The organism is Streptantibioticus silvisoli (assembly GCF_027947535.2).
GTDB classification, from domain to species: domain Bacteria; phylum Actinomycetota; class Actinomycetes; order Streptomycetales; family Streptomycetaceae; genus Streptantibioticus_C; species Streptantibioticus_C silvisoli.
This window is the reverse complement of sequence record NZ_JAAGKO020000007.1, coordinates 37,072-60,155: the sequence shown is the minus strand read 5'-3', so window position 1 is coordinate 60,155 and position 23,084 is coordinate 37,072. Positions and strand designations below refer to the sequence as shown.

General features: G+C 73.0%; 22 protein-coding genes and 3 pseudogenes. 14 read left to right on the top strand and 11 right to left on the bottom strand.

What is annotated here, in order from left to right:
• Positions 1-131: 131 nt before the first annotated feature.
• Together POF43_RS07310 and POF43_RS07305 are read left to right on the top strand one after the other, a co-directional pair.
• Positions 132-344 (top strand): annotated as a pseudogene (locus tag POF43_RS07310) (FAD-dependent oxidoreductase); the annotation flags it as partial.
• 146 nt (positions 345-490) lie between these two features.
• Entirely contained in the window at positions 491-664 is a 174-nt protein-coding gene (locus POF43_RS07305; RefSeq protein WP_271324708.1) for a hypothetical protein, read from the top strand.
• A gap of 189 nt (positions 665-853) precedes the next feature.
• Here POF43_RS07305 and POF43_RS07300 read toward each other — a convergent pair whose 3' ends face one another.
• Positions 854-1,375 (bottom strand): hypothetical protein, encoded by a 522-nt coding sequence (locus POF43_RS07300; RefSeq protein WP_271314962.1) that lies wholly within the window; start codon positions 1,373-1,375, stop codon positions 854-856.
• Between the two features lie 353 nt (positions 1,376-1,728).
• On the opposite strand from POF43_RS07300, the gene POF43_RS07295 reads away from it, so the two are divergent.
• Complete coding sequence (locus POF43_RS07295) at positions 1,729-2,766, top strand: chitinase (RefSeq protein ID WP_271324709.1); 1,038 nt, start codon at positions 1,729-1,731, stop codon at positions 2,764-2,766.
• A 273-nt stretch (positions 2,767-3,039) separates the two neighbouring features.
• On the top strand, positions 3,040-3,210 hold the full coding sequence (locus tag POF43_RS07290; protein WP_271314964.1) for a hypothetical protein: 171 nt from the start codon (positions 3,040-3,042) through the stop codon (positions 3,208-3,210).
• 292 nt (positions 3,211-3,502) lie between these two features.
• Here POF43_RS07290 and POF43_RS07285 read toward each other — a convergent pair whose 3' ends face one another.
• The 3 genes from POF43_RS07285 to POF43_RS07275 form a co-directional block, all read right to left on the bottom strand.
• Complete coding sequence (locus POF43_RS07285) at positions 3,503-4,810, bottom strand: type III PLP-dependent enzyme domain-containing protein (RefSeq protein ID WP_308217727.1); 1,308 nt, start codon at positions 4,808-4,810, stop codon at positions 3,503-3,505.
• A 524-nt stretch (positions 4,811-5,334) separates the two neighbouring features.
• Positions 5,335-6,999, bottom strand: a complete 1,665-nt coding sequence (locus POF43_RS07280; protein ID WP_271323251.1) for a PucR family transcriptional regulator — start codon at positions 6,997-6,999, stop codon at positions 5,335-5,337.
• Positions 7,000-7,269: 270 nt separating this feature from the next.
• The gene (locus POF43_RS07275) at positions 7,270-7,875 is read right to left on the bottom strand and encodes a TetR/AcrR family transcriptional regulator (protein WP_271314042.1); all 606 of its coding nucleotides are present in this window, start codon (positions 7,873-7,875) and stop codon (positions 7,270-7,272) included.
• A gap of 253 nt (positions 7,876-8,128) precedes the next feature.
• On the opposite strand from POF43_RS07275, the gene POF43_RS34830 reads away from it, so the two are divergent.
• From POF43_RS34830 to POF43_RS07260, 3 genes are all read left to right on the top strand, one after another.
• Entirely contained in the window at positions 8,129-9,334 is a 1,206-nt protein-coding gene (locus POF43_RS34830) for a cytochrome P450 (protein WP_271323252.1), read from the top strand.
• A gap of 151 nt (positions 9,335-9,485) precedes the next feature.
• Positions 9,486-9,674 carry a ferredoxin gene (locus POF43_RS07265; protein WP_271314044.1) on the top strand — a complete coding sequence of 63 codons (189 nt, stop codon included), beginning with the start codon at positions 9,486-9,488 and terminating at the stop codon, positions 9,672-9,674.
• Between the two features lie 205 nt (positions 9,675-9,879).
• On the top strand, positions 9,880-10,965 hold the full coding sequence (locus tag POF43_RS07260) for a hypothetical protein (RefSeq protein ID WP_271323253.1): 1,086 nt from the start codon (positions 9,880-9,882) through the stop codon (positions 10,963-10,965).
• A gap of 117 nt (positions 10,966-11,082) precedes the next feature.
• Here POF43_RS07260 and POF43_RS07255 read toward each other — a convergent pair whose 3' ends face one another.
• Positions 11,083-11,781: a type 1 glutamine amidotransferase gene (locus POF43_RS07255; protein WP_271323258.1), complete on the bottom strand. Its 699-nt coding sequence runs from the start codon at positions 11,779-11,781 to the stop codon at positions 11,083-11,085.
• Between the two features lie 330 nt (positions 11,782-12,111).
• Between POF43_RS07255 and POF43_RS07250 the strand changes: the two genes are divergently transcribed.
• Positions 12,112-13,416: an amidase gene (locus POF43_RS07250; RefSeq protein WP_271323254.1), complete on the top strand. Its 1,305-nt coding sequence runs from the start codon at positions 12,112-12,114 to the stop codon at positions 13,414-13,416.
• 326 nt (positions 13,417-13,742) lie between these two features.
• Here the strand turns inward: POF43_RS07250 and coaD are convergent, their stop codons facing one another.
• Together coaD and POF43_RS07235 are read right to left on the bottom strand one after the other, a co-directional pair.
• A complete protein-coding gene (gene coaD, locus POF43_RS07245) occupies positions 13,743-14,150 on the bottom strand; it encodes a pantetheine-phosphate adenylyltransferase (protein ID WP_271323255.1) in 408 nt (135 codons plus the stop codon).
• 1,029 nt (positions 14,151-15,179) lie between these two features.
• Positions 15,180-15,335, bottom strand: coding sequence for a hypothetical protein (locus POF43_RS07235; RefSeq protein WP_271323256.1), 156 nt, complete (start codon positions 15,333-15,335; stop codon positions 15,180-15,182).
• A 59-nt stretch (positions 15,336-15,394) separates the two neighbouring features.
• Between POF43_RS07235 and POF43_RS07230 the strand changes: the two are divergent.
• A pseudogene (locus POF43_RS07230) lies at positions 15,395-15,664 on the top strand (transposase); the annotation flags it as partial.
• Between the two features lie 59 nt (positions 15,665-15,723).
• Here the strand turns inward: POF43_RS07230 and POF43_RS34825 are convergent.
• Positions 15,724-15,948, bottom strand: a complete 225-nt coding sequence (locus tag POF43_RS34825) for a hypothetical protein (protein ID WP_271323262.1) — start codon at positions 15,946-15,948, stop codon at positions 15,724-15,726.
• Between POF43_RS34825 and POF43_RS07220 the strand changes: the two genes are divergently transcribed.
• The 4 genes and pseudogenes from POF43_RS07220 (at position 15,859) to POF43_RS35115 (ending at position 18,651) form a co-directional block, all read left to right on the top strand.
• The gene (locus POF43_RS07220) at positions 15,859-16,491 is read left to right on the top strand and encodes a transposase (protein ID WP_282704478.1); all 633 of its coding nucleotides are present in this window, start codon (positions 15,859-15,861) and stop codon (positions 16,489-16,491) included. The genes POF43_RS34825 and POF43_RS07220 overlap by 90 nt on opposite strands.
• Before the next feature lie 563 nt (positions 16,492-17,054).
• Positions 17,055-17,465 carry a RidA family protein gene (locus tag POF43_RS07215; RefSeq protein WP_271314050.1) on the top strand — a complete coding sequence of 137 codons (411 nt, stop codon included), beginning with the start codon at positions 17,055-17,057 and terminating at the stop codon, positions 17,463-17,465.
• Positions 17,466-17,587: 122 nt separating this feature from the next.
• A pseudogene (locus POF43_RS34820) lies at positions 17,588-18,518 on the top strand (transposase).
• Positions 18,478-18,651 (top strand): hypothetical protein, encoded by a 174-nt coding sequence (locus tag POF43_RS35115; RefSeq protein ID WP_271323257.1) that lies wholly within the window; start codon positions 18,478-18,480, stop codon positions 18,649-18,651. Before POF43_RS34820 ends, POF43_RS35115 begins: the two are co-directional and overlap by 41 nt.
• Positions 18,652-19,303: 652 nt before the next feature.
• Here POF43_RS35115 and POF43_RS07205 read toward each other — a convergent pair.
• The 3 genes from POF43_RS07205 to POF43_RS07195 form a co-directional block, all read right to left on the bottom strand.
• A complete protein-coding gene (locus POF43_RS07205) occupies positions 19,304-19,966 on the bottom strand; it encodes a DUF4230 domain-containing protein (protein WP_271314051.1) in 663 nt (220 codons plus the stop codon).
• A 149-nt stretch (positions 19,967-20,115) separates the two neighbouring features.
• Positions 20,116-21,186 carry a 1-acyl-sn-glycerol-3-phosphate acyltransferase gene (locus POF43_RS07200; protein WP_271314052.1) on the bottom strand — a complete coding sequence of 357 codons (1,071 nt, stop codon included), beginning with the start codon at positions 21,184-21,186 and terminating at the stop codon, positions 20,116-20,118.
• The gene (locus POF43_RS07195; RefSeq protein ID WP_271325763.1) at positions 21,180-22,058 is read right to left on the bottom strand and encodes a patatin-like phospholipase family protein; all 879 of its coding nucleotides are present in this window, start codon (positions 22,056-22,058) and stop codon (positions 21,180-21,182) included. Before POF43_RS07195 ends, POF43_RS07200 begins: the two co-directional genes overlap by 7 nt.
• Before the next feature lie 427 nt (positions 22,059-22,485).
• Here POF43_RS07195 and POF43_RS07190 point away from each other — a divergent pair, with 427 nt between their 5' ends.
• Positions 22,486-22,902: a hypothetical protein gene (locus POF43_RS07190; protein ID WP_282704469.1), complete on the top strand. Its 417-nt coding sequence runs from the start codon at positions 22,486-22,488 to the stop codon at positions 22,900-22,902.
• Positions 22,903-23,084 lie beyond the last annotated feature (182 nt).

Sequence of the window (23,084 nt, the reverse complement as noted above, 5' to 3'; positions counted from 1 at the left end):
GCGGTGGTTCGCGCTGCTGAACGGCGCCGTGGCCCGGCTCCCGGACCGCCTGCGGTGCCCACCGCGGTTGCGGCGATACGCTCGTTCGCCAACACGACGCGGAGAGGGGCCCGTTGGCCGGGATCGTGGTGATGGGTGCGGGGATCAGCGGTATGGCGACGGCGCTGATGGCGGCGCGCCGCGGTCATCCGGTGACGCTGGTCGAGCGGGGTTCCCGGTGGGCCGGCGACGACCTCGACGCCGACTTCCTCCGCTGGCGGCGCCCCCGGGTGCCGCAGGCGGTGCAGCCGCACTCGCTGCTCGCGCCGGTACGCACCGTACTGCGAGCCGAACTCCCCGACGTGTAGGAGGAGTTGCTGGCCCGCGGCGCCCGTGGTTCGACGCCCAGGTCGCGGGCGACCGAGCCGGTGAACGTGGGCTGTCCGGCCCGTCGGCCACCGCGGGCCGCCGGGCCGCCGAACAGGCCGCCGCCTGGGACGATCCCGTCGTCATGCGGGCCCGCGCCCCGGTCCGCCACCTGCTGTGCGGCGCCGACCGGGCCTACGGCGCCGAGGACGTCCGGCGCGGCGTCGGCAGCCGGCTGGCCGCGCGCCCCGGCTTCGCACCCGCGCACGACGGCCCGGACCGCGCCGCGTGGGAAGCGCTCGTCACCGCCGCCGATTGATACGGCTCACCCTGACGCGGCTTCCGTGGGCCTCGGCACCGCGCTGCACCGCACGCTCCCGTCGCCCTGTCGGGCCTTCGCCCCGGTGGACCTTCGCGGCGCCGGCCCCGGCGCCGCGCGCCGGCGTCGCGCCGTCGCGCCCGGCACCGTAACCCGGCCCGGGCTCCGCCGCGTTGAACACCGGTGTGGTCAGCCGCCGGTGACCTTGGCCTGCAACCGCACCAGCCCGGCCACGCCGAACTCGATGATCACCGGCACGGTGTGCTGGGCGGTCACCCCGTGCACGCCGCGCAGGGTGGCGCGCGGGCCGCCGTGGGAGCCGAAGACGACCGAGCCGCCCGACGGGATCAGGACGCCGGCCGACGTCAGCGGGCCGTCGGTGACGCTGCCGCCGGTCAGCCCGGCCCGGGCGGAGTCCGGCAGGCCGATCATGTCGACGTGCTCCGGCACGCCGCCGCCGTTGGCGATCCGCATGCTGAGCTCGCCGTTGCCCGAGGCGTCCAGCCGGGCGACCGCGTCGGTGATCCGCAGGTTCATGTCGGCGAGCTTGACCGTGACCTGCCCCGGGGTCGTGCCCACGCCGGCTCCGGTCGCGACGTGGCTGGGGGGCGGCGACGTCGGTTCCCGGTCGCACGCCGTGGCCACCAGCGCGACAGCGGCGACGACCGCCGCGACGCGCCCGACCCTGGCGATGCCGTTCTTCGCGTTCATGCTCGAAGTATGTCAACACGGGCTGACGGCGGGATGCCCGGGGCCCGACCCGCTGAGCACGCCGCTGACCTGCGACGCAGTACCGCCGGAGCGCTTCAAACGTCAACCATCGCTGACGCCGTGCGCCCGCCGTCACGCCCTCCGCGCCGCGTCCGACGCCTCCCCCTTCCGGGCGGCAGGCGGCGCCCGATCGGTTTCAGGACGTCCAAGAACGCTTTCGTGCAGTGGTCTTGACGGGACCTTTGGTCTAGTCCAACTATGGTCCACACCACAAGCGCCGCACCCCACCCGGGTCAGCACAACGTCCCGGGCGGCGCCGACGGTCCCCCCACTTCTGTCATCGGAAGGACACGATGATGCGCCGCCGTCTGCTCGGTACGCTTCGCACCGCGAACCCGCCCGCCCGCGCCACGCTGGCCCTGACCGTGGCCGCGCTGGCCCTCGGTGCCGCCGCCGCGGCCACCGCGCCGGCCACCGCCGCCACGACGGCCAAGCCGGCCACGGCCGGGGTCTTCGCGCCCTACACCGACATGTCGAACTCGCAGGAATCGCTGCTCGACACCGCCATCACCTCGCACGGTGTGAAGAACTACACCGCCGCCTTCGTGATCGGCAGCGGCTGCAACGACATCTGGGGCGACACGCTCCCGGTCGGCGCCGACTCCTACACCGACCCGCTGATCGCCAAGGCCAAGTCCGAGGGCGCGAACGTCATCATCTCCTCCGGCGGCGCGGCCGGTGAGCCGCTGGCCTGGACCTGTACCGACCAGGCGTCGATCAACGCCGGGTACCAGAAGATCCTGGACTCCTACGGCGTCAACTCCCTCGACTTCGACATCGAGGGCGCCGCCATCGCCGACACCGCCTCGGTCGCCCGGCAGATGCAGGCGATGAAGTCGATCCAGGACGCCAACCCCGGCTTCACCTTCTCCGTCACGCTGCCGGTGCTGCCCACCGGTCTGACCAGCGACGGCGTCAACATCATCCAGGCGGCCAAGACCGCGGGCGTCAAGATCGGCGTCGTCAACATCATGGCCATGGACTACTACTCCGGTTCGCCGGAGATGGGCCAGGCCGCCATCAGCGCCGCGCAGGCCACCCTGGCGCAGATGCAGGCCGTCGACTCCTCCTACACCTACGCCAACGTCGGCATCACGCCGATGATCGGCACGAACGACGACGGCTCGACCTTCACCCTCGCCGACGCCTCCACGGTGGAGAGCTGGGCGGCCTCCAACGGCATCGGCCGGCTGTCGTTCTGGTCGATCAACCGCGACACCTCCTGCTCCTCCTCGTCGGGCGCCACGGGCATCCACCCGGACGCCTCCTCGACGTGCAGCGGCGTCTCGCAGAACCAGCTGGCCTTCAGCGACGCCTTCGCCGCCTTCTGATCCACCCGGCCGCCTCGCGCGGTCCCACCCGGTGCCCCGCGGTCGACGTCGGCCGCGGGGCACCGCCGTGCCGGGCAACGGGCTGCCCGACCTGGGACGCTCCGGGGCGGTGTCGTGGCGGAACAGTGCACGTTCGGCGGCGAGTTGATCAATGTGGGTATGGTCGTACCGGCCGGGGGCAGCCGGGCGGGCGTCGGCCCGTAATGCCGAGCGACGCCGCGGACCGGTACGACCGGACCCGGCCGCCGATTCCCCCATCGAAGGACGACCCCCGTGAAGACCGCTTCCTCCAGCGACGCGCCGATCTACGACAGCCTGATCGCCGAGCGCGGCAACATCCCTGCCGACACCCGGCGGGTGGCCCAGGAGGTCCTGCGCGAGGCCGACGAGGCGCTGCGCGGCTTCACCACCCCGCCCGTCGCCGGCCGCTGGACCGGCCGCTGACCCGCCGAACCGCCCGCCACGGCGGGTTCGGCGCCGCAGCTTCTCCGCCGCGCGTCCGCCGCCCCGGCCTCGCCGCCGCGGGTCCGACGTCGCGCAGTTCCTCGGGCCCGAGACCTCGAACCCCACGCCAGGTTCGCCGCCGCGGGCTCGCCGCCGCAGCCCCGACGGCTCCGGCTCCGCGATCGGCGCCGCGCCCCGAGCACCATGCGGCACCGCCGAACACCGCCCGGCACCCCCGAACACCGCCCGGCCCCCCGAACACCCCGCCCACCGCACCGCCGGAGGCCGTCCGTCAGCGGCCCGCGAGCCGTTCCGCCGGGTCGAGCAGCGCGTCGGCGTGGGCCAGCCCGCTCTCGGCGACGACCTCCTCGATCGTCTGCTCGTCCCGTACGGTGACGAACCGCGTCCGGCCGTCCGGGCCCGTGCTGAACCCGTGAACGGCCGGCCGGGCCAGGCTGTTGTACGTCCAGTGGGTGGAGAAGTAGTACGCCCCGGTGTCCAGCAGCGCGACCACGTCCCCCGGTTCCAGCAGGGGGAGCCGGCGGTCGCGGGCCACCAGGTCGCCGGCGAAGCAGCAGGGCCCGGCGACGTCCTGCGCCGTGACCGGCCCGGTCTTCGGCAGGCCGTCGGAGGTGAACGCGGCCACCCGCAGCGGCCACGCCTCCGGCTTCCACACCGTGCGGGTGGCCACCTGCGCGCCCGCGTGGGTCACCGCGATCGGCCGGCCGCCGGACTCCTTGGTGTACTCCACCACCGACGCCACGAAGCCGTTCTTCGCCAGCAGCGACCGCCCGAACTCCGTCACCAGCGAGTACCGCCCGGACAGCAGCCCCGGCACCGCCGCCGTCAGCGCCTCGACGTAGCCGTCGAACGACGGAGTGACGTCGTCGTCCGCGAAGTTGACGGGCAGCCCGCCGCCGATGTCCAGGCTGGTGATCTGCCGCCGTCCGACGAACGCGTTGATCTCCTCGGCCAGTTCGTACGCCGCCCGCACGCCCGCCGCGATCAGCTCCAGCGGGCAGCCCTGCGATCCGACGTGCGCGTGCAGCCGGGTCAGCCACGGCCGCCGGGCGAACGCCAGCACCACGGCGTCGCGGTTGCCCGGATCGCGCAGCGCCACCCCGAACTTGGAGGTGTCCGTCGCGGTGCTCATCGCCCCGATCGAGCCGGACCCGACCTGCGGGTTGACGCGCAGCCCGACCACCGACAGCGACGGCACCTCGCCCAGCAGGGTGTCGATGCGCTCCAGTTCCTGGAAGTTGTCGGCGTTGACCGCGATCCCGCGCGAGAGTGACGCACGCAGTTCCCCCCACGTCTTGGCGGGGGAGTCGAAGACGATGCGGTCCGCGGCGAACCCGGCGGCCAGCGCCTGCGCCAGCTCACCGGGGCTGGCCACCTCGCACCCCATGCCGCAGGCGGCCAGCAGCCGCAGCACCGGCACCAGCGAAGCGGCCTTGGCGGCGAACGTGTGCAGGACCGGCGCGGTGCCGAAGGCGGCCCGCAGCTCGGCGACCGAGCGGCGCACGCCGTCGGTGTCGATGAAACCGGCCAGCGGAACCCCCTGCCCCACCAGCCCGGCGCCGACCGCCTCGCGCACCACGCGCTCACGGTCCGCGGCCACCCGCGCCGCCCGGCCGCCGTCGACGGGCCCGCCGCCCGGCCGCGGCGAACCGGCCGAACGCGGTGCACCTGCGAGGCTCGGTGCACCTGCGGGATTCGGTGAGTTGGTCGACCCGGTCGACCCGTTCGAACGGGTCGAACCCGTCGTGTTCGTCGTGCTGGTGGAACCGGTGGCGGTGGACATCACGCGACACCCCTTCGCTTGCTCCTCGTCAGCCCGCGCGACTCCCCACGAGCGTTCCACCAGCATGGACGCGCCGCCCCCGCCCGGTCTTCGGCCCCTGGGACAGACTCCGGCGCCTCCTGTTGTCCAACCGGACAGCGTCGCGTCGCACCGGACAGCGGCTTGTCGTACGGGACAGCGGCGCGTGCCGACCGCCGGCCCGGCTCCAACGCCCGGCCTCCACGGTGCGCCGCCCCGGCCACCCGCCCCGCCCGCCACCGGGCGTCCGCCCACCCCGCCCCCGTAACCCCCGCGCCCGCTACCCCCGCCCGACGGCCCCCTCAGCCGTCCTCGCGCAGCAACCGCACCGCCAGCATCGCCAGCAGCCGGGTGTCCGGGTCGTCGAGGTCGACGCCGAACCGCTCCCGCATCCGGCGCAGCCGGTAGCGCAGGGTGTTGGTGTGCACGGTCAGCCGGGCGGCGGCGGCCGCGACGTCCCCGAACTCGTCGAGATAGACCGCCAGCGACTCCAGCAGCTCACCGCCGTGCTCGCGTTCGTGCTCCGCGAGCAGGTGCAGCGGCCCGACGCCCTCCTGCCAGGCGGGGCGTGCCGCGTCGAGCATCCGCAACAGGGTCGCCGGCACGGCGACCTCCTCCAACCGGGCGCTGCGGGACCGGTCGTCGCCGTGCCGCGTGCGCAGCACCCGCAGGACGCGCTCGGCACCGGCCCGCGAGGTGTCCGCCTCCAGCGCGCCGGCGACGACCGGGCCGACGCCGACCAGGACCGGTCGCCGGGGCGTCAACGAGTCGGCGAGCGCGGCCAGTTGGCGTCCCAACTCGGCGGCCTGCCCGCCGCCCGGCGGTTCGGGCAGCAGCACCAGCATCCGGTCCACCTCGCGCAGCACCTGCACCCGGTCCCGCGCCGCGCCCGCGCGCACGACCAGCGCGTTGAGGGTGCGCGCCATGTCGCCGCCGGGCCGCAGCGGTTCGGCGACCAGGACCGCGCACGGCTGGTCGGTGGCCAGACCCAGCGACACCGCGTGCGCCGGCAGGTCGCCGCGGCCGTGCAGCAGCGAGCGGATCGCCTCGTCGCGGCGGCCGGCCGCCGCCTGGTCGCGTACCCGGTGGTACATCAGGTGCGGGACCGCCATCCGGGCCGCGTCGGTCAGCGCGCGCCGGGCCCGGGGCGGCAACGGTCCGCCGTCGGGCGCCAGCCAGAGCGATCCCAGGATCTCGGTGCCGGCCCGGACGGCGATCACCATCCGCTCGGGGTTGCCGGCGTCCGCCTCGCGGTGCACCACCTCGTGGGAGGCCAGCACCGCCCGGAACAGTCCGCTGCGCCGCAGTTCGTCGACCCGCCAGCCGGGCACCCGGCCGCCCAGGATGGTCTGGCGGCGCAACGGGTCCGCCTCCATCCCGGTGCTCGAATGGGCCAGCACCCGGGAGGCGTTGTCCTCGACGGTGACCGAGCCGCCGGTGAGTTCGGCGATGACGTCGGCCAGCGCGGCCAGGTCGCCCAGCCGCGCGCCGGGCCCCTCGGCGGGGTCGGTGGTGGCGTAGGCGACGGCGGTGCGCAGCACGCCCGCCGCGTCCGCCCAGTCGACGCCGGACGCCCGGGTCAGCACCGCGACCCCGGCGGCGTCGGCCGCGGCCCGTACCGCCGGCCGCACCCGCCCGTCGGGGGCCGGCCGGTAGACCACGGCCGCGGCCCCGGCGTCCGCGGCGGCCCGCATCGCCTCCACCGCGCGCGGCGTGAGCGGATCGACGCCCACCGCGAGGACCACGCAGTCCCGGGCCCGCGGCAGGTCGCGTTCGTCGAGCATGACGACGTCGCGCAACGGCACGTCCAGACCGCGCGGCGCGCTCACCACGTCGAGCGCCTCACCCGCGCCGAGCGCGAGCACCGTACGCAACGTCGCCCCGGCCGCGTTCGCCGACGCCGCTGTGTCCGCCGTCTCCGCTGTCTCCGCCGCGTTCGCCGTGTGCGCCGCGTCCTCCGCCGCCATGTGCCCTCCCGTCGTTCCCGTTCCGGTCGGTGCCCTGTCGTTTTGCTCCGGTCGGTGCTCCGTCGGGCCCGCTCCGGTCCGCCCCGTGTCGTCCCTGCCTGCGCCGGCCCGGGACCCGGCGTGCCCGTCCCGGTCCGCGCCGCCCGCCGCTCACCCTGTTCCGTGTGGCGGAAGACCGCGGGCCGCGCCCGGTCCTCTCCGCTCGGGTCCGTACCGCCCGCGGGCACCCCGTGGCGGGCTGCCGCACCCGCCCGCGCGGCGGCGACCCGGTCACTCCCGGGCCGTGAACAGCCCTTCCAGCGCCCGTTCCATCGTGGCGAACGGCAGCGGATCGCGGCCGCCGGTGTTGGCGCGGAAACCGCGGTCGAGCCGGATGCCGCGGATCGTCGCGCCGAGGAACGCGGCGAGTTCCTCGCCGCTGAGCGCCGGCGGCCGGCCGGAGCGGCGCAGCAGTGCCTCCAGTGGGGTGCCGACCCGGCGGTTGAACTGCTCCTCGTGCTCGGTCAGCGCGGCGGCCGCCTCCTTGTCGCGGATCGCCATCAGGCGGAACTCGATGTTGAGGAACAGCCAGCGGTCGTCCAGCGCCCGGTCGGCGATCTCCGTGAAGAGCCGGGCGAGTTGCGGCGCCGGGTCGCGGCCGGTGTCCACCGCCGCCAGACCCTGTTCCACCCGCTCGACCGTCCGGTCGCTCTGCCGCCGGAAGACGGCCAGGAAGAGCTGGAGCTTGCTGTCGTAGTTGGAGTAGAACGCACCGGTCGTGCGGCCCGCACACTGGCAGATGTAGCCGATCGACGCCCCGTGGAAACCCCGTTCCACGAAAGCCCGTTCGGCCCCGGCGAGCAGGGCTTCCACCGTCTTCGACCGTTGCGGCGGCATCCCTCACATCCTCTCCCGGCGCGCCCTTGGCGCGGTGCGCCAGCTTACGGCAGGGCGGCCGGTTTCCCCGGGCCCTCTTTTGCGTAGGGAACCCTACCGGTAGGGTTCCCTACACAAGCTGCGGAACCGGGGAACCACTCCGGGGCCCGCACGCGCGTCCCCGGTCCCCGACCGCCGCGGGGACGCGCGCCCGCCGCACCGCCGTTCGCGCGCCGACCCGCCGGGGACCGGCCGGATCCGCCAGGAGGCTCCCGTGAGCACACCCTTAACCACTGTCCACGAGACCGTGCCGGGCTACCCGCGGGTGCGGGACGACTACGTCGACCCGGCCCGCGTCCTGCTCGACCTGCCGGCCATCAGCCCGCTGACGTTCGCCGGCGGCAGCGTCGGCTGGCTGGTCACCGGCTTCCACGAGGCCCGCTCGGTCCTGTACGACCCGCGCTTCAGCGCCGAACGCTGGCGCGGCGACGACACCGTCCGGCCGATACCGCGCCGCATACGCGAGAACCGCGGCCTCGGCCCCGGCTCCTTCCTGTCCATGGACGCCCCCGAGCACGACCGCTACCGCGGCCTGCTCACCAAGTTCTTCACCGTGCGCCGCATGCGCGCCCTCGAACCGCGCATCGCCGAGATCGTCGAATCCTGCCTGGACGACCTGGAGAACGCCGGCCGGCCCGCGGACCTCGTGCGGCACTTCGCCCTGCCGGTGCCCTCCCTGGTCATCTGCGAGATGCTCGGCGTCCCCTACGAGCAGCGCGCCGGCTTCCAGCGCGCCAGCGCCCGGCTGCTGCGGCAGAACGTCACCGAGGCGGAGTTCGAGGAGAACTTCAGTGCGCTCATCGCCTTCGTCGACGACACCATCCGCGCCAAGCACGCCGAACCGGGCGACGACCTGATCTCCGCCCTCGTCGCCTCCGGTGAGCTGACCGACACCGAGATCAACGGCATAGCCCGGCTGCTGCTGGTCGCCGGGCACGAGACCACCATGAACATGCTCAGCCTCGGCACGTTCACCCTGCTGCGCCACCCCGACCAGATGGCCCGGCTGCGCGAGGACGACACGCTGGTCCCGCTCGCCGTCGAGGAACTCCTGCGCTACCTCAGCATCGTCAACGCCTTCCCGGTCCGCGTCGCCCTGGAGGACGTCGAGGTCGGCGGGATCCTCATCACGGCCGGCACCTGCGTCGCGGTCTCGGTCCCGGCCGCCAACCGCGACCCCGAACTCGTCGAGGACCCCGCCCGGCTCGACGTCGGCCGCTCGCGCAGCAGCCACCTCGCGTTCGGCTACGGCATCCACCAGTGCCTGGGCCAGCACCTCGCCCGGACCGAACTGGCCGCCGGATACCGGGGGTTGCTCAAGCGCTTCCCGGACCTGCGGCTGGCCGTCGCCCCCGAGGACGTGCCGATGCGCAGCGACATGATCATCTACGGCGCGCACGAACTGCCCGTCACCTGGTGACCCGCGGACTCCGCCACACCGGTGTCCGCCGCACCGGTGTGTTTTTGTCCGCTGAAGTGGGATCGGCCCCCGGTGAAGTCCGTCCCCATGGAGTCGGCCCCGGTGGAGTCCCTCCCCTCGCATCCGTCCCGACGAGCACAGGAGCGTTGCGGTGAAAATGCTGGTGGACATCCCCAAGTGCATCGGCTCCGGCCAGTGCGCGCTGATCGCGCCCGACGTCTTCGACCAGGACGACAACGGCATCGTGGTCGTCCTGCGCGAAGACCCGCAGGACACACCGGAGTTGCGCGAGGCGGCCGCGGTCTGCCCGGCCGCCGCGATCGAGTTCGCCGCGGGCTGACCGCCCGCGCACCACCACGGCGGCGAGCCGGACGCCACCTCGCGACCGGCCCGCCGCCACACGGTCGGCCACCGGGCCCGCCACCGCACGGTCGGCCACCGGGGCCCGCCGCCAACTCGCCCCGGCCTTCCGCCGTCCCGCGAATCGGGCACCGTACGGGCATACTCGACCTGTCCGTCCGCCGCCCCACGCGAGGTGAACCACAGTGCGCGTCCTGCTGGGCCTCGCGGGGGCCGTCGTCGTGCTCGGCATCTTCTCCTCGGTGCTGCGCACCCTGGTCATTCCCCGGCCGTCCAGTTCCGGCTTCACCCAGGTCGTGCAGCGCCTGGTCCACCGCCCGTTCCAGCTGCTCGCCGACCGGGTGCCCGGCGCCGCGGGCAAGGACCGGGTACTCGCGCCGGTGGCACCGCTGTCGGTGGTCATCACCCTGATCGGCTGGCTGGTCTCCCTGCTGCTGGGCTACGCGCTGCTGGAGGCCGCCGCCAGCGCGCTCGGCCCCCGGGAGGCGCTGGTCGAGGCCGGCTCGTCGCTGTTCACCCTCGGCTTCGCCAGCGGCAACCGCGTCACGCTCAACGCCATCGACTTCTGCGCCGCCGCCACCGGCCCGATCGTCATCGGCCTCCAGATCGGCTACCTGCCCGCCCTCTACGCCGCCTACCAGAGCCGCGAGACCGAGGTCACGCTGCTCCAGGTCCGGGCCGGCAGCCCGCCGTGGGGACCGGAGATCCTCGCCCGCTACGCCCAGGTCGAACTGCTCGACAGCCTGACCGACCTCTTCCGCAACTGGGAGCGCTGGAGCGCCGCGGTCAGCGAGAGCCACACCACCTATCCGGTGCTCATCCAGTTCCGTTCGCCCCGGGCCGACCGCAACTGGCTGATCGCCCTGCTGGCCGTCATGGACGCCGCGGCCCTGCGCCTCGCGTTCAACCCCGCTATGCCCAGGGCCGAGATCCGCCTCGCCCTGCGGGCCGGCTTCGTCTGCCTGCGCCAACTGGCCGACATCCGCGGTATCACCTACGACCAGGACCCCGACCCCGACGGCCCGATCCGACTGGATTACGCCGACTTCCTCAACGGTGTCCAGCGCATGCGCGAACAGGGCTACCCGATGGAACGCACCCCCGAGCAGGCCTGGCCGGACTTTCGCGGCTGGCGGGTCAACTACGAGTCCCTCGCCTACCGGCTCGCCCACGACATCGACGCGGTCCCCGCCCCCTGGTCCGGCCCGCGCCGCACGGCCCTCGCCATCGACGCGCCACGCACCCCGATGGACCGGCGGCCCAAGGGGTAGGGATCCGGTCGCGGGTCCGGCGGGTGCTTCGCGGCCGGGGCGGGGCGGGCGTGGAGTCGGCGCCGGTCCGGTGTTCACCGGGGCGGAGCCGGCGAACCGCCGTCCATCAGTCGTCCATCAGCCGTTCACCACGGCGGCGAACCGCCGCGACACCTCGCGCCATACCGGCTCCGACGCCGGTTCGTCGCGCAGCGCGGCGGCGTACAGCTCCTCGCGGTCGAAGCCCTGGGCGGTGAGCCGGTCGGCGTCCCAGCCGCGGATGCGGCCGGCCGGGACCTCCGGGTGGAACTGCACGCCCCAGGCCCGGTCGCCGACCCGGAACGCCTGATGCGGACAGCGTTCACTGCTCGCCAGCCAGGTCGCGCCCGGCGGCAGGACGGTGACCTGGTCGACGTGGTGCTCGACGGCGGTCACGCGGGCCGGCAGCCCGTGCAGCAGCGGATCCCCGGCCGCCTCGGGACGCAACGTCAACTCCGTGCTGCCGCACTCCGGCCGGCCGTGGGCACCGCGCACCTCACCGCCGGCCAGCCGGGCCAGCATCTGCCCGCCCAGGCACACCCCGAGCATCGGCGTGGCGGCGTCCAGCGCCCACCGCACCAGCTGCCGGGTGGCCGGCAGCCAGGGGGCGCGGACGTCGTCGTCGGGCAGGAAACCGCCGCCGAGCACCACGAGCGCGTCGTGCGCCGGCCGTCGCGGCAACGGCTCGCCCGCGTGGGCGGCCACCACGTCGAGCACGAGCCCGTCCGCCGCCATCCACCGCCCGAGCCGGTCCGGCCCGCCCGCCACGGTGTTCTGCACCACCAGTACCCGGCGCAACGCCCTCACCCCTCCCCAACGACCGCGCCGAGCCTACGCCGCCGACGGCGATCGCGGCGGAGGGGCCGAACGTGGTGAACGCGGTGGCAACGGTCACATCCGGTCCGTGGCCGGGCCGCGCGGAAGGCCCGGAAGCGCCCCACCCGCACCCCGGTAGGACACGGGGTCCGAAAGACATCTCCGTCCGATCGTGCGACCAGCTCGTGCGCTCAGCTCGTACGCTCAGCCGCCCGTTGCGGCCGGCGGGCGAGGCGGCTGACAGGGCGATGGCTGACAGGGCGGTGGCCGACAGGGCGGCGGCTGCGAGGCGGGTCTGGCACGCTGGTCCGCATGGAAACGCATGCCCATGCGGCGGACGGTTCACTGTCTGCGACGTCCGACACGATGTGCGACCGGATCGATGAGTCGGACTCCGCGATCCACGCCTTCGTCACCGAGTCCGAGACGAACGCGGAACGCCGTGAACGGGTTCGTCAGGAGCTGCGATCAGTGCACGCCCGGTGGCCCGTTGCCGGCTCGCGACCACCGTTGTTCGGCGTCCCCGTCGCGGTGAAGGACATCGTCCGTGTGGACGGACTGCCCACCCGCGCCGGCTCGCTGCTGCCTGCGGAGGTGTTCACCGGCGGACAGGCAGCGGTCGTCGACCGCCTTCGCGAGGCCGGGGCCCTGATCGCGGGCAAGACCGTGACGGCGGAGTTCGCCATGAGCGCCCCCGGCCCGACACGTAATCCGCACGCGCTCGATCACACGCCCGGCGGCTCCAGCAGCGGGTCGGCAGCGGCCGTCGCAGCAGGAATGGTGCCGCTGGCCATCGGAACGCAGACGGTCGGGTCGGTGATCCGTCCCGCGGCGTACTGCGGTGTCGTCGGGTTCAAGCCGACCGCCCGTCGGATCCCGATCGACGGCGTGATCGCCAACGCACCGTCCTTCGACACCCTGGGGATCTTCGCCAGGACGCTCTCCGACGTTTCGGTGGCGGCAGCCGCCCTGTGCGACCACTGGCGGACCGTACGCGCCCCCGAGCGGAGACCCCCGGTGCTCGGCGTACCCGACGGGCCCTACCTGGAACGAGCCGGGGCGGCGGCGCTGGCCATGTTCGAACGACAGGTGGCGGCGCTGACAAGCGCGGGGCTCCCCGTGCACAGAGTCTCCCTGTTCCCGGACTTCGAGCGGAACATCGGCGACCTGTTCACGGTGAACCGCTATGAGGCCGCACAAAGCCATGCCGAGTGGTTCCCCCGGTACGGCGCGATCTACCGGGAACAGTCCATCGCCACGATCCGCCAGGGTCAGGCGATCAGCCGGGAGCAGTACACGCAGGGACTGCGACGGCGGCAATCCTTCCGCACCGACGTGTCGGCGGCGACCGAAGAGGCAGGGGTGGACGTGTGGATCTGCCCCGCCGCCACGGGCCCGGCACCACGCGGGCTCGCCAGTACGGGCGACTCCATCATGTGTCTGCCCTGGAGCAACGCGGGATGGCCCTCTCTGACCATTCCGGCCGGACGAGCCGCGAACGGCTTGCCGCTCGGCCTTCAGTGTGTCGGCCGCGCTGGAAGCGATGAGCGGCTGCTGGACTGGGCCCGGATCATCGCGGGGCCGGTGTCCCCGAACGGATTCGCGACTCACGGATGATGTCCGTCACCGCGGACGGCGCTCGGCGCGCGCACGCCGCAGCCTGCCGGGCCGGTCGGGAAGCCGGTCGGAACACCCGCCGAGCACGTTGATCCGGCGGCGGACGAACGGTAGGAGCCGGCCGCGACTTCCCCGTCGCGGGCATCGAAGGTCTTCGGCCCCGGACGGGCGAAGAGTCCCCCCGGTACCTCGGGCCGAGTCTCGCCGCGGAGTTCAGCTCGGCCGGGAGGACCTCGTACAACCGGCGCCACACCGGCCTCCTCGCCTTCGCTGCCGCGTGCACCTGCTGGAAGAAGCTTGCTCAAGTCATCAAGCAGAAGACGGCCCTACGGACTCGTCGTGGTGACGAGGCTGGAGGAGATGTGGGCCAGGGCGGGGTCTGCGGCGATGAAAAACGTTTCGACCCCGGCCAGTTCGCGGTTCATGCGGGCCATCGGCATTTCGTAGTCCACGTCGTGACTGTCACGGACTCCGCGGATGACCACATCGATTTCGGCTCGGCGGCAGTAGTCGACCAGCAGACCACCGGTGTGCGAGTCGACCCTGACGTTGCTCAGGTCGGTTGCCGCCGCGCGGAGCCGGTCCAGCCGTTCGGTGATGGGAAAGCGGCCGGTCTTGTTCGCATTGAACATCACGCAGACGACGACCTCGTCGAACAGGAGCGCGGCGCGGCGGAGAACGTCCTGATGCCCTTGAGTGACCGGATCGAAGGAACCTGGGAAGAGGGCTCGCACGATCCGAAGGAATAACAAGCGGACGGCTCCGGTAGTGACCTGCCCGGGATTTTGGGCCTGGTGGCGGCGTCGCCAGGTGGACCAGGCACGCCGCCGGGCGGCACTGGGGGTGCGGTGGATGACGAGGGCGGTGAAACAGGTGCCCGAACCTCGTTGACTGGCCGAAGGCCGGGCGTTCTTTGGAGGCGGCGTCCCGGTGCCCCGGACGTCGTCCGACAAGAAGGCGAAGCCCGTGTCACGACAGCTCGCAGGTCCGCGGGGCTGAGACGACTCCGGCCTTTCCCCATGGTCCTGCCACGCTGGACGGCGGCGTGTCGGTCCGGAAGCGCGTTGCTGTTCGCTGGAACCGTTGACTGGACGTTGACTTCGACAACTTCGCTGAATGGGACACGGCGCGAGGTGCGTGGAGCCGGATCGTTCCGGACGGGCTGGGGGAGACGGCGAGGCTGCTGGGCCCGCCGTCCAAAGCCCGGTCACGAGGTGGCGGGACGCAGGGCACGGTCTGATGAGACGCTCTTTGTCGCGATCGTCTCTACGTGCAGGTCAGTGGCTGCGGCTGGCGGGCCTGGCCGCCGTGGTCTTCCTTTGCGGGCCCGGGCGTGGGAGTCGTCGATCATGCAGGCGTCCATGCCAGCAGGCCCGCACCGCGCAGTTCGGCCAGCGGTGTCCGGTGCAAAGCCGGCCACATGCCCGTTTCGGTCCACTCACGCGGCCGGCGCCGGCTGGTTACTCCCGAACAGCCCAGCACCTGGACCGGGACATCACGCCGGGCTGCGACCTTGCGCAACATGTGGATGATGCTGGCCGGTGCCACCCGGATCCGCCTCGGATATCGATGCCTGCGCGCCGGGACGGCGGCAACAACGGCGTTATGCGCTCGCACAGTTCATCCGACACGAGGTCGGCAGGCACCCCGTAGAGCCTGCCGAGGTCGCGTCCGATCTGCGGTGTAAATGACGACGAGCGTAAGTTCCGTGCAGAACCTGCCAGTTCGCACGATCGGAACCCACGCCCGTGTCCCGTCGAGTATCACCCACCGATGCCATCCGCTCCGAGATCGACGCCCTGTTCGCCGGCGACCGTGACCTGGTCGAGGTCCTTGAGGACGTCGCCCGCCTCGGTGCCCGCCTGATCATCCAAACCGCCGTGGAAGCCGAGGTCGACGCCTTCCTGGGTCGCTCCCACTATCAGCGCGCCGCCACCACCGCCGGTGCCGAGGGGCAGGTCACCGCAACGGCCACTGCGATACCACCGTCAAGACCACCGCCGGCCCGATCAGGGTAGCCCGGCCGAAGCTGCGCGGTACCACTGAGAAGTTCGCCTCCCGCCTGTTCGGCACCCACGTCACCCGGACCAACGCCCAGGAAACGCTCGTCATCGCGTCCTTCGTTCGGGGGATGTCGGTCCGCGACGTGGAGGCCGCCCTCGGCGACGCCCACGGCCCCGAAGCGGCCCTGAGCAAGTCGACGGTGGCAACCGTATGCACCGCGATCCAGGGCGAGTTCGAGCGGTGAACCTGCCGCGACCTGTCCGGCCTGACGCTGGACTACTTGTTCCTGGACGCCTCGCACTTCTAGATGCACGACGGCGCGTCGGCCGAACCGGTGCTCGCCGCCTGGGGCATCACCACCGAAGGCAAGCCGGTCTTCGTCGGCCCGGACGCCGCGGCCTGCGAGTTCACGACGCCTGGCACGACTTCCTCACCGACCTGCGCGACCGGGGTCTGCGGCCCCCGCTGCCGATCGTCTCCGACGGCGCGAAGGGCCTGATCGGCGCCGTCGAATACGTCTTCTCCCACGCGCTGCGACAGCGGTGCACCATCCACAAGATGTGCAACGTGCCGGCCAAGGTCTCCAAGGACGACCAGGAGACCGTCCGGGCCGAGTTCTGGCGGATCTTCGACATCGCTGACCCGGACATCCGGCCCGGACAGGAGCTCGTCGGCACCGTGCAGCGGCGCATCGACTCGTTCGTCGCGACCTGGGAGGCGAAATACCCGGCCGCGATGAAGGCCATGGCCACCGACCGGGCCTCGCGCACGACCCACCTGCGGTTCCCCGTCGAGCACCACAAGCGGATCCGGCACAGCAACTTCATCGAGAGGACCTTCGGCGAAACCCGCCGCCGGGCCAAGGTCATCGGCCGCTTTCCCAGCGAGAAAACCTGCACCAGTCTCGTCCGGGCCGTGCTCGACCGGGCCTCCCGCGGCTGGCGCGGCTTCACCATGACCCCCGCCGGCCTCCGCTGCCTGCACGACCTCCGCCGAGCTCTCCTCGAACCCCCGACCATGATCCGCGAGAACACCAACGAGATCGCCGAGACACTCACCAACGCGGCATAAGATGCCCATCACGGCACTCACCTCGTTGAGCTTTTACACCGTTCCGAGGACGCGACCGCCTGCCGACGAGAATCGCCCGACGCGAGCAGACACACCGATCTCATTCTGAAACGATCAGTGAAGGGCGTCAGTTCTGTGCCGCTCGGGAGAGGCCGAAAGCCGACGCCGTCCCGGAAGCCTCTGGGGACGGCGGTGTGTCGGTCCGGAAGCGCGGTCCTGTCCGTTGGAATCGTTGACTGGTTGTTGACAGCGACAACGGTTTGGCGCCGCTAATTCGTTGACCCCCACAACGACCAGTCAACGAATTTGCAAACTGGCACCGCCGCTCCGGCTCGACACGCCGGAACGACCACCACCGGCCCGGTTCGTTCACGGCCTGATCGTGGTCGCGGGGTGTCTGGCCGACGAACGCCTGTGCAACTGCGCCGCCCGCAGTGGGTGCACTTCGGCGGTGGCCCAAGCCCCGGGCCTGAGCTTGTTCTGCAACCCCGCGTCGCGTCGGAGGGTCGCGCGGTGGGGTGAATGTCAGTGCGTGCCGGGGGCGGAGTGGTCAGACTCGTGGCATGACAGCGAAGATCAGCCGCATCAACCCCGATCAGTTGCACGACACGCCGGGCTATCACCACATCACCGTGGTGGAGGCTGGCCGAACGGCTTATCTGGCGGGGCAGTGTCCCCTTGACCAGGGTGGCTCTCTCGTCGGAGCGGGTTCCCTCGACGTGCAGGTCGATCAGGTCGTCGTGAACGCACTCGCTGCCCTTGCGGCGGTGCATGCTCAGCCGCAGCACGTGGTGCGTTCGGTGATCTACGTGCGCAGCGATGACCAGCAGGACCTGGGCCTTGCCTGGCACCGGCTTACCGCTTCCGCCCTCGGGCCGGCGTTCACGTCCGCCAGCACGCTCCTGGGTGTCGCGCAGCTGGGCTTCGCAGGGCAGTTGGTCGAGGTGGACCTGACTGTCGCGCTGCCCGACTGAGCGGTCCTCACGCCTCGTACGGCGTCTGGAACTGCTGCGTCGGCCTGGTCATGTGCCGGACGCCGAGGCGGCCTCCGCCCGATCATGTGCTCCGGCCAACGTGCAGGTGAACGACGAAGGCGGTGAGGGTGGGTGAGGCGTTCGAGGAAGCGTCACGCTTTCGGGACGAGTTCTACGCGTGTCCGACCGTGCGGGGCGACGAGCTGTTCGAGCTGTCGGATGCGGTGTTGTGTGCACCCGGTGCGGTGGCCTCGGCGGTGGAGCTGACGCTGCTGCCCGAGCACGGCGCGATGTACGACGCCCTGAACCGCGGCCGGATCGACACCGGGCGGCTGCGGTCGTTGCTGGCCGGCCCGCCGCCGCCCCGGTTCCCGGACGGCCGCCCGGTAATAGCGGTGGACGTCTCGCCGTTGCTCCGGTCGGACGCGCCGTGTTCAACCGACCGGCTGTTCTGCCACGTCCATGGCCGGGCGAAGGCGGCCTCGCAGTTCATCCCGGGCCGGCCGTACTCGTTCGTCGCGGTACTGGAGATGGGCGCCGTGTCCTGGACACAGGTCCTGGATGTGGTCCGGCCCGGCCGACGACGCCACGGCGGTCACTGCCGCTCAGCTCCGCGACGTCGTCGAACGGCCCAGCTCCGCGGGGCAGCGGCAGCCCGGCGAGCCGGACACCGTCATCGTCACGGACGCCGGTTACGACGTGACCCGCCCGGCCCGGGTCCTGCGGGATCTGCCGGTCGAGTCGATCGGGCGGATCCGCGGCGACCGCGTGACGCGGTTATCGAAGCCGCCGCGGGTCCACGACCCCAAGGGCGGCCGACCGCCCAAGCACGGTCCGCAGTTCCGCTTCGCCAATCCGGAGCCCCGGCCCGACCCGGCGGTCATCACCCACACGGCAACCGCGAACCACGGCCAGGGCCGTCACACAGGCATGGGACCGGACCCACCCATGGCCGACCCACCGGGCCGCACGGCCGGCCCACGAAGGAGAACTTCCCCTGATCGGGGGGACGTTGATCCGGCTGGAGGTCGAGCACCTGTCGAAGGACCGTGAGGCGCCGGCGGTGCGGCTGCGGTCCTCGAGGACGGGCGCCGGCGACGCAGACGTCGACCGGGCACGGCAGGCGTTCCTGCGACGCTTCGACCTGGAACATGCGTTTCGGCTGTTCCAGCAGTTCCTGGGCTGAACGAAGCCCCGACTGCGGGAGCCGGCGGCGGCCGACCGATGGACCTGGCCGATCATCTCCGCATACACCCGGCTCCGGCTGGCCCGCTGGCCCGCTGGCCCGCGGTATCCGTGGGAGGAGCCAGCAGCACCGAGCGCCTGCCCGGGTCCGCCGGACGTTTCGCAACCTCCGCCAGCACCTGCCCTGCCCCGCCAGGTCACCGAAACACCACCGGCCGGGACCTGGACGACCACCCGGCACCAGGATTGCGTTCCTCCGCAGCGGTCAGGCTGCAAGGCCTGCTGGTGGCGGGGTTGTCCGTGAGGATGCGGGCCGACGCGCCGGGGCGGCGGATCAGGGTTGCCCTCCGGCATGGTGAACGAGGCGCCGGCCGCTCGTGTCCCGGCCTTTGCTCGGGCAGCACCACCGCCCCCAGCACGTTGTTGCCGTCACCGGCCACGGAGCGTCCGGCCTCCGTATTCCGGTTCCTGAGCGCGGTGAGTCCGTCGCGGTCGGTGGCAGCACGCATGCCGCTGTCCCGCCGAGGAGGGGGATTATGCCGCAGCACGGGTCCGCGCGGTCGCAGTCGCGAACCTCACGACCGCCGTGCTCCCGCCCGGCCGTCGCGTTCCGGAACGGCCGCTTCGGCGTCGTGGCGGGCCGTCGGGGGACTTCAGCCGAACGTGATCTTCACGGTGGTGTAGCCGAGGGAGTGCAGCATGCCCTGGAGCATCCCCTTGGTGTTGGTCTCGGCCCGCTGCTTCAACTGGCTCTGCTCGGCGGCGTCCTGGATCTTCTTGGTCGCCAGTACTTCCAGTTGCTGCTGCGTGTTGGGGTTGTCGGAGAAGAACGATCCGATGCGGTCGAAGATGCCGCGCTGCTGGGCGAAGACGTAGGAACGCTTGGGATCCAGCGCCGCCTGGGCCAGTTGGGCGTGCGGCAGGCGCAGCGTCGCGGTGGTCCGGTCGGCGGAGACGGTCACCGCCTTGCCGCTCAGGTGCCCGAAGTCGACGTAGGCGTCGACCGAACCGGCGCCCACGTACAGCGTGCGGTTGCCCAGGACCGCCGAGGGCAGGAACTTCGCCTCCTTGTCGAGGTCCACCACGACCTGGAAGTTGCCCTCCGCGCCCTCGTAACGGCTCAGGTTGTCGACCGACTTCAGCAGTACCGGTCCGCTGCGGTCCACCGTCCGTTCGCCGAACGGGTCCGGCAGCCCCGGCAGCCAGCCGAAGTGGCCCACCGCAACGAAGACCGCCGCGATCACCGCCAGCGTCACCGGCAGCCCCACGTACCACGGCACGCGCCGCCGCCCGCCCTCCCCGGCCCTGTCAGCCATCACGCCCAGCTCCTCCGTACCGTTCGACCCGCTTGTCGTGACCTACGTACCCAGATGGTGCGCCCTCACCGCACGAGATGCGAACTGAGCGACGGGCAGCGGGAGTTGTCACGACGATCAAGGGACGACACGGGGGAGTGGGGGAGGGGTCACCCCGTCGCCGGGCGCTCCGCCTGCTGTCCTATCCACGCGTCGACCAGCGCCCACTGCTCCATCAGCCACTCGGCCCGTGCCGCGTCGCCCGGCGGGACGGCGGCGGCCGGTATTCGCCACCAGTGCGCCCGGACCCGTTCCCGCAGTGGCAGCGCTGCCCAGCCGTGCCGTGCGGAGTCGATCGCGTCGAGTCCGGTGTGGGCGACGAAGACCACGTCGGCGGTGGGCGCCGCGTTGAGGACGGCCAGCGGGCCGGAGGTGCGCGGCGGCAGGACGTGCGGCATGTGTTCCGCCTGGCGGGCCGTCCGCCGCAGGCCGTGCCGGCGGAGGCTCGCGATGGCCAGCCGGTGGCGCCGTTCGGTGAAGTTGCCGCCCTCGGGGAACAGCACCAGCGCGTCGCCGTCGCCCAGTCCGGCGGCCAGTGCCGTCATGTCCCGGGTCACCGGCACGCCGCGCGGCGCCGGCACGAAGCAGTGCGGCACCCGGCTGAGCAGCAGGTCCAGGCAGGGGTCGAAGCGCAGCATCCGCTTCAGCACCACGTGCGGCCGCAACCCCGCCTGCGCCAGCAGGGCGTGCACCAGCAGGAACGAGTCGCCCGGCCCGGCGTGCCGCACGAACAGCACCACGGGACCGCCCGCGTCCGGCCCGCCGTCGAACGGGATGGCGGGCGTGACGTCCACGACGACGCCGAAGGCGCGCGACGCCACCCGGCGCACCGTCCCCAGCAGGCGTTCCAGCAGTACCCAGGTGACCGCCGTGAGCCGGGCGCGGTGGGCCGCCGAATACGGTGGCCAGCGCAGCCAGGTCACCACCGCGGCGGCCACCCCGGTGAGGTCCGCCACCACGTAGGCCAGCGCGGCCGACAGCAGCCGGACCGCCCGCCATCTCGCGTTGCCGCGCAGCAGCGACACCGGCGCGGTGCAGAGGGCCGCGCACACCAGCAGCGCGGCGACCACCGGCAGCAGGGCGAGCAGCAGTGCGACGGCGGTCGGTCGGCGGATCGCGCTGAGGGTGCCGCCCAGCACGGCCCGGCCGCGGCCTGTCGCGAGGAGCGGGGCGGTCAGCACGGCGGGGGGCCGTCGCCGGCCCGCGGTGACTGTTCCAGGTAGCGGCAGGACGCTTCGTACGCCCGCTCGATCCGCTCGCCGGTCCGGTCGAAGTCCCGGTGCGCGAGGCGGGCCACGGTTCCCTCGCTCTCCGGTGCTCCGGAGGGCAGTACGTGCACGGTCACCGACGGCGGCAGGTCGGCCATGTCCCGGGCGAACCGGTGCCGCCGGGCGATCTCGAAGGCGACCATCGCCACCTGCCACGGGTACCTCGGCGGGCGCAACGGCGTCTCGATCCGGCCTACTTGCAGGACGTAGACGGTGTCGGCGCCGAGCGCGACCGCCCGGCCGACCGGGATGCTGTTGACCAGGCCGCCGTCGACGTAGGTCTGCCCGCCGACGCGTACCGGCGGCAGCAGGCCGGGCACCGCGCACGACGCGAGCACCGCCTCCACCAGTGGTCCGTCGCGGAACCAGTGCTCGGCGGCCTGTTCGATGCCGGCCGCCACGCACTGGAACGGCAGGGCGAGGTCCTCCATCCGCCCGACCGGCAGGTGCTCGGCCAGCAACGCCCGGAGCGGTTCGGCCGTGTACAGGTGCGTTCCGCTGCTCACCACGGTACGCAGCCGGCTCAGCAGCGAGCCCGAGAAGACGCCCGCCCGGCCGAGCCCGGTCCACAGGCCGGTCAGCCGGTCCACCGCGGCCGGCGACGGATCGGCGGCCACGGCGGCACCGTTGATCGCCCCGACCGACGTGCCCACCACCAGGTCGGGACGTACGTCGTGCTCCAACAGCGCCCGCAGCATGCCCACTTCGTGTGCGCCCAGCGCTCCGCCGCCGCCGAGTACGAACGCGCACCGGCGCGATTCCGCCGCCTGCCCGTCGTCGCCCATGGCCGTAGCGTGCCCCGAGCGGCCCGCCGCATGCGCGAGGGGCTCGGCGGGCCGGGTCTTGGGCGGGGTGGGCCTTCGGCAGGGGAGTCTTCGATCGGGGTGTCGTCACCCGGGGCGGGAGGCCGTCCACCAGCTGTCCGCAGACGTCGGGGTACGCCCCGGGGCCGTGCGCGGGGTGGGAGCGGGGGGAACGGTGCCGGTGGCGGGACGGCGCAGGTGTCCGGGTCGCGAAGCCCCGCGCCGTGGGGCGCGTCCCCCGTACCGCCGTGGGGCGTCCCCTTTACCGCCGTGGGCCGCCCCCGTACCGCCGTGGGCCGCCCCCGTACCGCCGTGGGCCGTCCCCGTACTGCCGTGGCGCGTCCCTCGTACCGGTGACTCCGGCCTGTGGCGTGGTCGCGAACGGGTCGCCGTGCCGTAGACCTTGACCATGATCCGGTCGTCCCTGCTGCTCATCGGCGCGGTCCTGTTGGCGGGCTGTACCGTCGTGCACCCCGCGCCCGCCCGGCACGTCGCTCCGCCCGCCGGCTCCGTACGCGCCGCGCCGCCCGAGAGTGCGCCGCCGGAGAGCGCGCCGCCGTCCGCCACGCCGAGCCTGGTGATGACCGGCCCGGCCCCCGGCCCGCGTCCGTCGGCGCACCACAACCCGCCGCCCGCGGTACGGCATGTGACGCGACGTCAGGTCGCGATCCGCCCGGCACGGCATCCGCGTTCCCGGCCGCGCGACGCCGTCCGCCGGGCGGCCCCGGTGCCGGCCAACGCCGCCGCCCTGTGCGGCCAGGGGGTGCGCACGCGCCGCATCCCGGCCTCGTGGGACGCCATCTGCCGGGCCGCGCTGGGCGGTTGAGCCGGGCACGGGGCAAGCCGCCGGCGCCGTAACGGTGTTCGTGGGTGAAGGCGGCGGCCGGCGGCCGGTCGAGGGTGCGCAATCCGGTCGGCCGTCCCGGGGCCGGGGGAGCACGATTCCGGCCGCGTGACCCCCGAAGTGCCGACTCACCCCCAAGGCGCCCGCCCCAAGGCGCCCGCCCC

Excerpts from the sequence above, each read along its gene's own strand:
- POF43_RS07305 (WP_271324708.1), top strand. The coding sequence starts at position 491 with ATGCGGGCCCGCGCCCCGGTCCGCCACCTGCTGTGCGGCGCCGACCGG.
- POF43_RS07300 (WP_271314962.1), bottom strand. The coding sequence starts at position 1,375 with ATGAACGCGAAGAACGGCATCGCCAGGGTCGGGCGCGTCGCGGCGGTC.
- POF43_RS07295 (WP_271324709.1), top strand. The coding sequence starts at position 1,729 with ATGATGCGCCGCCGTCTGCTCGGTACGCTTCGCACCGCGAACCCGCCC.
- POF43_RS07280 (WP_271323251.1), bottom strand. The coding sequence starts at position 6,999 with ATGGCGGCGGAGGACGCGGCGCACACGGCGAACGCGGCGGAGACAGCG.
- POF43_RS07275 (WP_271314042.1), bottom strand. The coding sequence starts at position 7,875 with ATGCCGCCGCAACGGTCGAAGACGGTGGAAGCCCTGCTCGCCGGGGCC.
- POF43_RS07250 (WP_271323254.1), top strand. The coding sequence starts at position 12,112 with ATGGAAACGCATGCCCATGCGGCGGACGGTTCACTGTCTGCGACGTCC.
- POF43_RS07215 (WP_271314050.1), top strand. The coding sequence starts at position 17,055 with ATGACAGCGAAGATCAGCCGCATCAACCCCGATCAGTTGCACGACACG.
- POF43_RS07205 (WP_271314051.1), bottom strand. The coding sequence starts at position 19,966 with ATGGCTGACAGGGCCGGGGAGGGCGGGCGGCGGCGCGTGCCGTGGTAC.
- POF43_RS07195 (WP_271325763.1), bottom strand. The coding sequence starts at position 22,058 with ATGGGCGACGACGGGCAGGCGGCGGAATCGCGCCGGTGCGCGTTCGTA.
- POF43_RS07190 (WP_282704469.1), top strand. The coding sequence starts at position 22,486 with ATGATCCGGTCGTCCCTGCTGCTCATCGGCGCGGTCCTGTTGGCGGGC.